Below are 12,435 nucleotides of genomic sequence, written 5' to 3' on the forward strand. Positions count from 1 at the left end.
TCCCTGACTATTAACTGTGTGGATCGAGCAACCAGACACCTTCTTCACTGATGTTCAGCGTTTGTTCGCGGGTGCCACTCTGGCCGCTGATGGCAAAGGTGTAGTTGCCCGGTGCCAGTTGCAGCGTGGCGAAGCCATTCACCGCCGGCACCAGCGCCTGCGGCTGACCGTTCACCTGAACGCGTTCACCCTGCTGCAGACGGATATAGACCTGGGCGACCGGAGCGGGTGGTGGTGCCGGTTGTGGATCGGGTTCACGTGCGGCGTTCTGCACCGGCTCAGCAGTCTGAGCCGGTGCGCTGGCAACGGTATCCGGCGGGGCCTCAGCCTGGGTCGGTGGCGCGGCAACCGGCTGGTTAACCGGCGCGACGGTGACGGCAGGCGCGTCGTTCTGCGCGATCTCAGCCGGCGGTGTCTGTTCGTTACCGCGTGACATCAGCAGACCGGCGCCCAGGCCGACCAGCACGCCAGCGGCAACCAGGCCGGGCAGTGCAAAGCGGTGTCCCAGCAGCGTTTTCAGTTTAGAGGCGGGTTTGATCACCTCCTCTTCTTCTTCAATCGGCACCAGCATGGTGCCTGGTCCGCTCATTTTTGCGCTAAGCAGCGGTTCCGGTTCGCGTTCCGGCAGCGCCATCAGTACAGCAAAATCATCAATGCTCTGCGGACGATCTTCCGGTTTCAGCGCCAGCGCGCGATCGACGGCGCTCAGCAGCGCAGACGAGTAGCCTGCCAGACGACGCTGCACCAGCGGCTGATAGTTATCTTCGATGCTGCGCACCACGCTGACCGGCGGTGGCGCACCGGTGATCAGGGTATGCAGCACCGCGCCCAGCGCGTAAATATCGGTCCACGCGCCCTGCTCACTCTCATCGTTGTCGCTGTACTGCTCAATCGGCGCATAGCCGGGACGCAGCATGGTCTCGCTCTCATCCGACAGATTGCCGATGGTTTTACGCGCCGACCCGAAGTCCAGCAGGATCGCCTCCCCGCTGCTCTGGATCTGGATGTTATCCAGCGAGATATCGCGATGCAGATAACCCGCTTCATGGATGGTTTTGATCGCGCCCAGCAGCGGTGGCAACATGCGACGAATCCAGGCCTCATTTACCGACTGCGGATTACGTTCGCTGAAGTTCGAGAGTGTGGTGCCGCTGTAGAACACCGTGCCCATGTAGGCGGTGTCGTTCTGCACCCAGAAACGCAGCACGTGCAGCAGGTTGGGATGATTAAAGCGCGCCAGCAGACGCGCCTCCTGAATAAAGCTATTCAGTCCGGCGTGAAAGGTTTTGCTGAACCGTTCGCTGCGCAGCACCAGATTCAGATCATCGCTACGGACCGCCAGTGAGGCGGGCATAAACTCTTTGATGGCGATATCACGCTCAAGCTGGTGATCCCAGGCGCGATAGACGATGCCAAAGCCGCCACCGCCGATGACCTCTTTGATTTCAAACTCATTGAAGCGGTAACCCAGCGGCAGGGCGTTGGGGACATTCAGGGGTTGATCATGTTCCGACATATTCGATTACTCTCTGATAGCCAGGCTTTAAACCGCGAACTGGCAGACAAATTCACCCTGCTCACAACGCACATCGACGCGACGATAGCGTTCATCACGGGCGTGGGCGCTCAGCAGGATCTGGCTCATCTGTGGCAACAGCGTGTTGGTGAGGATGGCATCCACCATGCGACCGCCCGACTCGACTTCGGTGCAGCGCTGCACAATCTGGCTCACCACCGACTCGTCGATCTGCGCTTCAATGCCGTGGTTATCATCCAGACGACGCACAATGCGCGCCAGCTGCAGCCGCACAATCTCCGCCAGCATCGCGTCGCTGAGCGGGTAGTAAGGCACCACCAGCAGGCGGCCCAACAGCGCAGGCGGGAACACCTCCAGCAGCGGCTTACGCAGCGCGGTGCTCAGAGCATCGGGATCGGGCATCAGTTCAGGATCGGCACACATCGCGCTGATTAACTGCGTGCCGACATTGGAGGTCAGAATGATGATGGTGTTGCGGAAATCGATGTGCCGGCCTTCGCCATCCTCCATCCAGCCTTTATCAAACACCTGGAAGAAGAGCTCATGCACATCCGGATGGGCTTTCTCAATCTCATCCAGCAGCACCACGCTGTAGGGGCGACGGCGAACGGCTTCGGTCAGCACGCCGCCCTCGCCGTAGCCGACGTAGCCCGGCGGTGCCCCTTTCAGCGTCGAGACGGTGTGCGCCTCCTGAAACTCACTCATGTTGATGGTGATGATGTTCTGCTCGCCGCCGTACAGCGACTCGGCCAGCGCCAGCGCGGTTTCGGTTTTGCCGACACCGGAAGGCCCGCACAGCATAAACACACCGACCGGCTTGTTGGGATTATCAAGGCGCGCGCGCGAGGTGCGTACCCGTCTGGCGATCAGATCCAGACCGTGACGCTGGCCGATGACCCGCTGGTTCAGGGTATCGGCCAGATTCAGTACCGCGTCGATCTCATTCTTCACCATTCTGCCCAGCGGAATACCGGTCCAGTCAGAGACCACGGCAGCCACCACGCCTGCATCGACGGCGGCAAACAGCAGCGGCGTGTCGCCCTGCAGCGCAGTAAGCTGCTGCTGCGTCGCATCACGCTGTTCACGCAGCGCCGCATCCTCTTCTGTCACACAGCGGGCGCGCAACGCAATCAGCGTCTCGACCAGTTCGCGCTCCTGCAGCCAGCGCTGTTGCAGCGCATCCCGCTCGGCTTCCAGCGCAGTGCGCTGCGCTGCAATCGCCTGCTGGCGGGTGGCGTCGCCCAGGCCCACCCGGATTTCACGTTCAATGATCTCCGCTTCAATCTCCAGCGCCGCCAGACGGTGAAGACAATCTTCCAGCGCCGCGGGCTGCGCGCCCTGGCTAACTGCTACGCGGGCGCAGGCGGTATCCAGCAGCGCCACCGCTTTGTCAGGCAGCTGGCGCGCCGGAATGTAGCGATGCGACAGTTTCACCGCCGCACTGACCGCATCATCCAGCAACAGCACCCGATGATGTTTCTCCAGTGCGCTGACGGTGCTGCGCAGCATCAGAATCGCTTTGGCTTCATCCGGCTCCTGCACCTGCACGGTCTGGAAGCGACGGGTCAGCGCCGGATCTTTCTCAATGTACTTTTTGTATTCCGCCCAGGTGGTCGCGCCGATGGTGCGCAGCTGTCCACGTGCCAGCGCCGGTTTCAGCAGGTTGGCGGCATCACCGGTGCCCTGCTGACCGCCTGCCCCGACCAGGGTGTGGATCTCATCAACAAACAGCACAATCGGCGTCGGGCTGGACTGCACCTCATTGATCAGCGCCTGCAGTCGCGCTTCAAACTCCCCTTTCATGCCGGCACCCGCCTGCAGCATGCCGATGTCCAGCAGCCAGAGCTGCACATCGCGCAGCGGCGCAGGCACATCGCCCGCCGCGATACGCAGCGCAAGACCTTCGACCACCGCGGTTTTGCCGACGCCCGCTTCGCCGGTCAGCAACGGGTTGTTCTGGCGGCGACGCATCAGGATATCGACCATCTGGCGGATTTCGTCGTCACGTCCGGTTACCGGATCAATGCGGCCTTCACGGGCGCGCGCCGTCAGGTCCTGCGCATATTGTGCCAGCGTGCTGCCACTGGCGGCGGGCGGTGCGCCGCCAGCATCCGCCGGTGCGCTCAGCGCCTGCTGCGCTTCTTTGCTATTGCCGAGCAGCGTGTCGAATTCCGCCAGCAGCGCATCGGCGTTGACACGGCTGAACTGACCGGAGATGCCTTTCAGCACGCTGGCCAGGTTGAAGGTTTTCAGCATGCCGATCAGCAGATGGCCGCCGCGAATGCGGGTCGCGCCATATTTCAGCGAGGCGTAAACCCACGCCCGTTCAACGGCACTGTCGATATGCTCGGAGAGGTCGGAGACCGCACTGGCACCGCGTGGCAGGCGATCCAGCGCGGCAACGATGTCCTGAGTCAGGGCCTTTTCATCCAGTGAAAAATGTGTGATGACCTGCTGTAAGTCGCCATCCTGCTGCTGCATCAGCTGATGCAGCCAGTGCACCAGTTCGACATAGGGATTGCCGCGCAGTTTGCAAAAGGCAGTGGCGCTTTCCAGCGAGGTAAATAACAGCGTATCCAGTTTGCCGAATAGCACGGCACGGCTGATTTCTGACATAGGGGGCTCTCTTCAATGAAAGACGCAGGCTGTGTAACAGGAAAAGCGGCTGGGCTAGCGCGAAGCAGCCTCAACCTCAAACATAAAATCTTCACGATCTTGCGGCTGCGGCGCATGCCCCAGCCAGCTGGTATAGCCGAGTCGGGCAGTTCCACCCAGCGTCACACCCTGTACCTCGTCAGCGGCCAGGATCAGGCTGAGATCCCACTGCATTTCGATGCCGAGGTAGTGACGCACCCAGTCGCGTACTTCACGCGCGCCGGGGGCATCGGGCAGAAAACGGGCATACTGCGCGGCGCTGAGCGGTCCCAGGTGCAGGCGAAAACGGTGCTGCACGTCGCGCACCGCCACGCCGAGAAACGCAGAAGCGCCCAGCCGGGGCATATGGCGTCCCGCGCCCAGTCGGGCCTGATCGCGGCTGTCCAGCGTCAGCCAGTGCGGCAGGTTCTGCGTCAGCCTGACCGGCACACCAAAGTAGTGGCGCAGAATGCGCACCAGCCCTTCGGCATCGTGGCCGTGGCGGCTGAGATGGCCCACCAGCATCAGCCGGGCATGGAGGCTGAGCGAGCTGGCCTGCTGCTGGGCCGGTAAACCGATTCCCGCCAGGCAGGCGAGATAGTTCAGGAAGCGACTGTCGTCGGGGCGATCCAGCGACACGGTCGGCTGCGCATCGGCCCAGGCACGATAAAAAAGCAGCGTGGCGCGATGGTGAAACAGGTCAGCAAACGCCGAGAGGCTGTGATCCTGATGATGCACGATACGTTCATGCACATATTCGGTCAGATGGGTCGGCAGCGGGCCGTTGGGGCCAAACAGGCCGAAGCTGTAGATGGAGAGCTCATGACGTCCCGCCTCGTCACGTGGCGTGGCGCTGGCGACGGTGGCGGGCGCAAACGCCAGTGACGGTGTCTGACCGATGCGCACCGATTCGAACTTCGGCAGCGGCGCACGGCCCAGCGGATAGCGCTGACCGCCCTGCGCATCCAGCCGCCGCAGCAGCTGGAACAGATCGTAACGCCACGGCGCGGCCATCACCCGCTGCCAGAAATCATCCGGCAGACGGGTGAGCCGGGGCAGCGAAATCACCTTTTCGCCACTCATATCAGCGCTTTCCGGCCCATGCGCGGCGGCCAGTAGCCCACTTCTCCACGCTGCTGGCTGTTCAGGGTGAACTCCGTGAAGCTGTTCAGCGCCACAAGGCGGCCACAGACCCGCTCCAGCACGCTGCCGAACAGCCACGGGCTGGCCCCCGAAAACGCCTGCTCATCCACTTCCAGCGTGATGCTGACGCCGCGCGCAAATACCACCGGGCCCGGCTCCGGCACGCGGCGGTTGACCGCGCTGAGCGTGCAATGGCGGATGCCGTCAATCTGACGTGCGACCGGCGCTTCCGCCAGGTTGGCGTAGAGGCTCAGCAGCTGGCGCAGCGCCGCCGCGCCTTCTCCGTCGCTGCTGTCCATCAGGCTGAGGTAGTTCATCTGCAGATGGCTGATCAGCCGCCACGCGGAAAGTCCCTCGGCCAGCGCCGGACGCGGAGGCGTCGGCCCTTTGCACAGCTTCAGCTCCGATACCGGAATGGAGTCCGGCATCACGAAGTTACCCTGATCCTGCTGCAGCATCAGCGGCAGATCGCGGCTGGTACACATTACGTCAGCGGAGAGATAGCGCACCTCGTCGTGCCACGGCGCGTGATGCTCATCCACCAGCGACAGAAAGACTTCTGAACCGATATAGCCCGTGCGCGTGCCGTAGCGCTGCGCCTGCTCGGACAGCGTGCGCTGTTCGCGGCGCAGTGAAAAATAGGCGCCGTAATCGCCCTGGTCACCGCTGAAGGTGCTCCAGAACGGACGGAAAACCTGCTCTTCGCGCTTGCCCTCTACCGTAGCGAACAGCCGCTGCACCGAGTGCACCTCATAATCCAGCGGACGGATGTTATCTACCACCAGATGATATTCATGCTGGCTGTCGCTGACCTTCAGGCGCTCGGCGGTTTTCGGAAACAGATTGATGACGGGCGTGCAGTGCAGCGCCAGATGGCTGTGATCAACCACGCTTTCCAGCGCGCTGTCCGCTTTGTCGAGCAGAATGATGATGTCGAACGCCATGGCGTTGTCGCAGCGGCGCAGAAACGGGGCAAGCTGGCTCAGACTGATAAACTGGAAGCGCGCCGGAAAGGCGAAATACTCCTGCAACAGACGATAGCCGTCAAAGTTGCGCAGATCGTCCGGCAGCAGCGCCTGCTCCGGCGCAAAGCCCTCCTGCTGTAACGCGTCGTCCGTCAGCACCTGACGCTGCGGACGCTTCTCAACCGACTGCAGCACGATGCCCACCCGGTGCTGCATCAGCAGCTCCAGCAGTTTCAGTGCCTGGATATCCGGGCCGCTGAGAAACAGCATCAGATCGTCCACGCTAAGCTGACTCAGCGAGGAGATCCCTTCGCAGCTGATGCGCATACGCAGCGCACTGACCGCGCCCAGACCGCCGAGTTTCAGCTCGCCAGAGGGCAGATCGCCGGGCACGCCGCCGAGACTGGCTTCACTGATGCGCAGCGGATGCAGTACCACATCGTGCGCGGTGGTGTAGCTGCAGGTCACGCCGGTTTTTTTCAGGTTCTGGCTCTCCATCATGGTGCCGCGCGGCACGCGAAAGCCCTGGGTGATGTCGCCTTTGCGGCTGTCCGGCGTCAGCTGAGCGATCGCCATTGACGGCGTTGGCGAGAGATAGGATGGCGCAATCATCTCCAGCAGACGCTGCGAGAAACGCGGAAACTCCGCATCCATCTTCAGCTGCACGCGCGACGTCAGGAAGGCAAAACCTTCCATCAGTCGCTCGACATAGGGGTCCGCCACGTCAATGCCGCGCATGCCAAGACGTCCTGCCACTTTAGGGTAGCGCGCAGCGAACTCGGCCCCCATCTCACGCAGGTAGGCCAGTTCACGGTTGTAATAGTCGAGCAGATTGCTGTCCATGATTACCCTGCATCCTGTAGTTCGAAATGGCCGCTCTCCAGATCAACCTGAGTGCGGAACAGAAACGCCAGCGGATAAGGCACGCACCAGAGCCGCCCTTTGATCTCAATCGACAGCACGTTGTGCAGGCTGAGCGAGCCGAGATCGCTGACGCAGCGCACCTGTAAACCCTGCGGCAGGATGCGCGGCTCGAAGTGCAGAATGGCGTTGGTCATTTTGCGCTGCATATCCTGCCATTCGATATCGGAGACGTTCTGCCCGGCCAGCGGTGCCACACCGAAGTTCCAGACAGAGCGCTGCACCTGGTCAAAGCCGCTGAGATCCTGCTGCGCTTCATTGTTGATGGTGTTGAACAGCCACTGCAGATCGCGCAGTACGTGGCGGCGCAGCGTGCTGTGAGTGATCAGCATGCTGTTGTCCGCTTCCTGCTGTTTATCCGGCGCGTTGTCGGTCAGGCGATCCAGCAGCGAGGATTGCAGCTTGTCGCGGGCGGTTAACGCATCACGTTTTTTACGCGCGCGAAAGCCGCCATGCAGCTGGGCATAGCCGTCGTTTTGCGCGCCTGAATCATGACTCATCGGTGGACTCAACGCTGTCAAACGCGACCTGCTGCAGGCTCAGCAGCGAAAATTCCGCGCTGTCGCTGAGCCACATTTTTTGTCCCTGGCCGATAAACTGGTCCGGATCCTCACCCAGCGGCTGCCATTCGGTGACGCTGGCGCGCAGAAAACGTTCGTCAGATGCCGCCAGCAGTGGATAGCGCGCCGGGATCTGGCACACCTGCTCACTGCCATCAACCAGCTGCACACGCGTGTGACGCCACACCAGATCGGTGACGCTGGCGGGTGCCTGAAACTGCATCTCACGAATGGCGGCAAACGGGATCCAGTAATAACGGCCCTGACTGATGACTTCACACACTGGCCCGAAACGGCTGTCGCCATCCATCAGCCAGCTGAATGCGGTGGGCTGATCCTGCTGCGTCGCGGTGCCGGGGTTGGCCGCCGCGAGCTCAAGCGCTTCAGCCCGCAGCGTGCTGCCGCGCGCGACATCACCCGCCGTTTCGGCCTGCAAGGCGGCCAGCAGCGTGTCGCACCAGTGCCAGGCGCTGCCCGGCAGCACCGGGTCGGCCTGGCCACGCAGCACCGCGTCACGCTGCAGCTCACCGGCGATCGCCTGTTGCAGCAGATTAACTGTCGGTTGCGCCTGCGGGCTTAACGCCAGCCAGGATTGCAGCTGCGTCTGCGCGCGCGACCAGTTGCCTGAAAGACAGAGCAGCTGCACAAAGGCGGCCCGCAGGTCAGCATTCGCCGGATTCGCCTGAATCTGGCGGGTCACGTCAGCGAGCGTCTCGCCGAGGGTGGCGCTGGCCAGACGGTGTTGTAAGGATTCCATGCAAACTCCTTTTGCGTCAGTTAAGGGTGCGGTAAACCGCAGCGGCGGGATCTTTCAGTTCAGGATGCAGTTTTTCCACCAGCTGCACGCTCAGTGCGGCATCGCCACTGATCCACGGCGACCAGACTTTACGGACTTCCTGCAGACGCGCCTGCAGCGCACTCTGATCGGCGGCTTCGCTGACGGGCATCTGCACCACCACCTGACGCGTTGCCTGCCAGCCGTTAAAGCGGTTGCTGAACGGCAGAATCAGCCAGCTATCCGGGGATTTTTCATTGCTCAGCACCATGCGTTCACTGTTGACCGTGGTGATGTGCAGTTCAGCGGTGGGCGACTGATTGCTCAACCCCATCACCGGGAAACCCTGCAGGAAGGTCACGCCGACTGCCGCAGGTGCGCCGTTACCCTGTTGCGTCAGTCGGCTGTGTCCGCTGAGCCAGCCATCCGAACCACAGATCAGCCCCTGATTTGCCGGAACAAACAGCGCGCTGCCCTGTGCAGGGTGCTGCCACCAGGTACGGAAATGGCAGCCGTCCAGCAGACTGAATTGCAGCCACGGCGACGTGTCGGCCTGAGCGGCGTTGCGTAGTGCGTCTGCGGGGACCGCCGTAGCCGTCGGCTGGAGCGGCTGCGTCGCGGGCGGCGTCACCACGGTTTTCCACTGCTGCGCACGGGCGGCGCTGCCAGTAGCAATTTCACTCCCCTGCGCATCGGTCAGTTGCCAGTGCAACTGTTGCAGCGGTTTACACTGCGACGCCATCAGTCCGGCAACGCGGGGCAGAAAATCTTTCAGCACCGCGGCGTTTTTTTCGCCCAGCGTGACGATGCGCAGGTTAATGGTGCTGTTACACCAGCTCGACAGCTGATTGTTTTTTACGTCATCAATCCAGACATCCAGTTTCTGTGCCGGGGACTGTACGATGCGATAGTTTTCAGCATAAGCGTGCGTGCTGAGCAGCAGCGCAGCCAGACCCAGTAATCCATATTTCATGTTGGCGTTCTCAATCTCGCAGAGGGAAGAACTGCGCCGCTTCAGAGAGCGAGTGCAGCAAGGTGGTGTCCTGAGGTGATCCAATCCAGACGGCCAGCGCGCTGAAATTATCCTGATGCCCCTGATCCGGCTGATCGTTCCTGATGATTTGCTGCATCAGCGTCAGCCACTCTTCCGGCGTATTCACCATGTGCAGCGACTGCTGCATCTGTTCCAGCGTCACGCCGTGCCAGAAACCATCGGTACAGAGTAAAAAGGCGTCGCCATCTTCAATCCCGACCACCTCGCTGTAGCTGGCGTCGCGCTGCTCATCGCCCATCCCCAGCGCAAAATAGAGCAGATTGCTGTTGATGCCTTCGGTGCGATGTCCGGCATCTTTCATCTGCTGCACCAGGCTGTGGTCGGTGGTCACGAGATAGAGATAGCCGCGACGGAACAGATAGAGGCGGCTGTCGCCTGCATGGGCCCAGCAGGCCAGATGGTAGTCGCGGTCAATAAACAGGCTGACCAGCGTAGTGCCCATCCGGCTGTGTTCGCTGCTGGCTTTCTGCTGCTGACGGATGGCGTGATTCGCCTGATTGACGTAGTTACGAATCGACTGCGCATTGAGATGCGCATCGCCATCAAACGCCTGCAGCAGGCTGCTGCGGGCTATCGATGCCGCGATGTCCCCGCCGGGAAACCCGGCTACACCGTCGCAGACCACAAAGCAGGCCGAGCGCTTACCGATGACATCACCGATCTGATCCTGATTACTGGCGCGATCGCCCTGATTCGACGTCGAGGCAATAGTGATATTCATGCGTCATCCGTGTGGGTTTGTGAGTCTTTGTACTGATTAACTTCCAGGTCATAGGCGTGCAGGAACGCTTCGCCGAACAGGGTGTGGAAATCGTCTTCGATCTCGCCCGCCGTCTCGCCGTAGCGCTCAACAAAATGCTCCCAGAGCGCCGCTTTACGGCTGCCCGGAAGGCCGATACGTGACACCGATCCCGCCTGACGCGCCTCCTCCTCCAGCTGCTCCGGGTTAAAGGATTGCAGCATTGAGGCGATGATGGCGCGGATACCGGCGATCATGCCCAGCTGGTGCGCCTGCAGATCGATCAGCGCATCACGCACAGCCTGACGCGGCGGCATAAAGCCCGGCATCCGGCTGCCAAACATCTGCATTAAGACGGTTTTGCCTGAAGGCAGCAGCTTGAACGGGTTGTTGGCGTCGTCGAGGATCACCGTCATGTCAGCCTTCACCCCGCGCTTGAGGATCGAACGCGAAGAGAGTAGCGCCACCGTACCCTGCGAAAACATGCTCAGCATCTGCCCGAATTGCAGCATCTGCTCACGGTCAAATTGCGGCGTCGGCTGCAGGTCGCGCAGACCCATTCCCTCCAGCAACGCATCCAGTAGTTCGCCCTTGAGAGCATCACCGCTGCTTTCGCTGGGTGTCGTCGGGTGCGCAGCGGCGGCATGATGGCGACCGGAAGCTACGGGATCGATGCGCAACCGCCCTTTCGGCGTCGGGGATGGCGTACGCTGTACCGCCTGCGGCGTGGGCAGCGTAATTCCGCCGTAATCGATCTGTGGATTTACCGCGTCAGACTGGCCGGGCAGCGCCTCGTCAATCAGCGGTGTCTGTTGCTGTGCCTCAGGGTGAGGCTGGCTGTGAGTCTCATGCTGTGATTCGTCGAAGCTGAACAGCGGTGAATGATCCATGTCGGTCAGGCTCGCGGGAGCCTGCTCCGATGGATGTGCGGCCATCGGCTCATTTTTTGCCACCGGTTGAGGTGGCACATGCAACGTGGCCGGTTTCGGCGTCGTCAGCTCCGGCTGCGCCAGCGGCACCGCGTTGCCCATCATCAGACCCAGCGGATCATCATGGTTGCGCGCATCCGTGCTGCTCTCGCCGTTAAACAGGCTCAGCGGATCAAGTTCAGCGGCAGGCGTTTCAGCCTGCGGTGGCGCCGTGTTTTGCTGAGCAGACAGCGTGCTTGGCGTCCGGTCGTCAAAAATACTCTGCTGCCCGAACAGCGCATCCCCTTCATCAAACAGGCTGCTGTTTTTTGGCTGCTGACCATAATCCAGCGGCGCATCGTTAATCAGCTGAGCCAGCGGATCTTCCGGATTACGATCAGGACGAGCGGGCGCAGTCAGCGGATGGGCCTCAGGCATCTCTGGTGCAGCTTTGCGTTTAGAGAGATCGTCCGAAATCGAAAACTCCTTCGCCAGGCTGTCCCAGATTTCGCTGGGAATGGCGGCGGTGGTGCTGGCTTTTTCCGCTGCCGGTTCGCGAGCGGGTGCTACGGGCTGCACCGGCTCAGGACGCGGAACGGCTCTTTCACTCTGCGGTTGCTGTGCACTGTTGAGATCGCTGACCAGCAATTGGTAATCATCGATGCCCAGTATGTCTCCATCCTGCAGCTCAACCTGACGTCCGCGTTCCAGCGGAATATCGTTGAGTAACACGCGCGTCACATTGCCACGGTTGGTCAGGCGACATTCGCCATTTGCCGTGATGTGCACAATCGCCTGCAGGCGGGAGAGTGTGCGATCGTCATCCGGCAGCACCAGATTATTATCCACACCACGACCAATGGTGCCGCCAGGCGGAAAGAAATCACAATGAGTTTGCGGCGGCTGTTGGCCGGGTTTAGTCGTTATTATCGTAAAGCGCATAACGGATTCCTGCGGTTAGCGGTTCGGCATCTATACCGCGCACCTCTCGGGGAAAGGCGCGGGGTATAGAAAGCGGGGGGGTTTAATTTTGGGAGTTGTTTTTATCTTAAATAATAGTGGCGATAAATTTATTAATTAAATTAACAGAGCAACTGCTTAATAAATTAAATGCATTACATCACAGCTTATAAATTTTCGAATTAAAATGGCATAACGTTAATACGGAAACGAATAGATATTTATTTTATATAAATCAG

General features: G+C 60.8%; 9 protein-coding genes. All 9 read right to left on the minus strand.

The features are described from left to right. Positions 1–10: 10 nt before the first annotated feature. The 9 genes from LC417_RS05205 to tagH are packed head-to-tail and all read right to left on the minus strand — an operon-like array spanning position 11 to position 12,178. Entirely contained in the window at positions 11–1,516 is a 1,506-nt protein-coding gene (locus tag LC417_RS05205) for a serine/threonine-protein kinase (protein ID WP_223565574.1), read from the minus strand. Between the two features lie 27 nt (positions 1,517–1,543). After that, a complete protein-coding gene (gene tssH / locus LC417_RS05210) occupies positions 1,544–4,153 on the minus strand; it encodes a type VI secretion system ATPase TssH (protein WP_223565575.1) in 2,610 nt (869 codons plus the stop codon). Positions 4,154–4,207: 54 nt separating this feature from the next. After that, positions 4,208–5,254 carry a type VI secretion system baseplate subunit TssG gene (gene tssG, locus LC417_RS05215; RefSeq protein WP_033757372.1) on the minus strand — a complete coding sequence of 349 codons (1,047 nt, stop codon included), beginning with the start codon at positions 5,252–5,254 and terminating at the stop codon, positions 4,208–4,210. After that, positions 5,251–7,122 (minus strand): type VI secretion system baseplate subunit TssF, encoded by a 1,872-nt coding sequence (gene tssF, locus LC417_RS05220; protein ID WP_223565576.1) that lies wholly within the window; start codon positions 7,120–7,122, stop codon positions 5,251–5,253. The genes tssG and tssF overlap by 4 nt, the downstream gene beginning before the upstream one ends. 2 nt (positions 7,123–7,124) lie before the next feature. After that, the gene (gene tssE / locus LC417_RS05225; RefSeq protein WP_010246069.1) at positions 7,125–7,700 is read right to left on the minus strand and encodes a type VI secretion system baseplate subunit TssE; all 576 of its coding nucleotides are present in this window, start codon (positions 7,698–7,700) and stop codon (positions 7,125–7,127) included. Beyond that, positions 7,690–8,517, minus strand: a complete 828-nt coding sequence (locus tag LC417_RS05230) for a type VI secretion system accessory protein TagJ (protein WP_223565577.1) — start codon at positions 8,515–8,517, stop codon at positions 7,690–7,692. The genes tssE and LC417_RS05230 overlap by 11 nt, the downstream gene beginning before the upstream one ends. Before the next feature lie 16 nt (positions 8,518–8,533). After that, complete coding sequence (locus LC417_RS05235) at positions 8,534–9,508, minus strand: hypothetical protein (protein WP_223564666.1); 975 nt, start codon at positions 9,506–9,508, stop codon at positions 8,534–8,536. Positions 9,509–9,518: 10 nt separating this feature from the next. Beyond that, entirely contained in the window at positions 9,519–10,310 is a 792-nt protein-coding gene (locus tag LC417_RS05240) for a PP2C family serine/threonine-protein phosphatase (protein ID WP_223565578.1), read from the minus strand. Next, positions 10,307–12,178, minus strand: a complete 1,872-nt coding sequence (gene tagH, locus LC417_RS05245; RefSeq protein ID WP_223565579.1) for a type VI secretion system-associated FHA domain protein TagH — start codon at positions 12,176–12,178, stop codon at positions 10,307–10,309. Before tagH ends, LC417_RS05240 begins: the two co-directional genes overlap by 4 nt. Positions 12,179–12,435 lie beyond the last annotated feature (257 nt).

It is taken from the genome of Pantoea sp. OVA07A, assembly GCF_019969975.1.
GTDB classification, from domain to species: domain Bacteria; phylum Pseudomonadota; class Gammaproteobacteria; order Enterobacterales; family Enterobacteriaceae; genus Pantoea; species Pantoea agglomerans.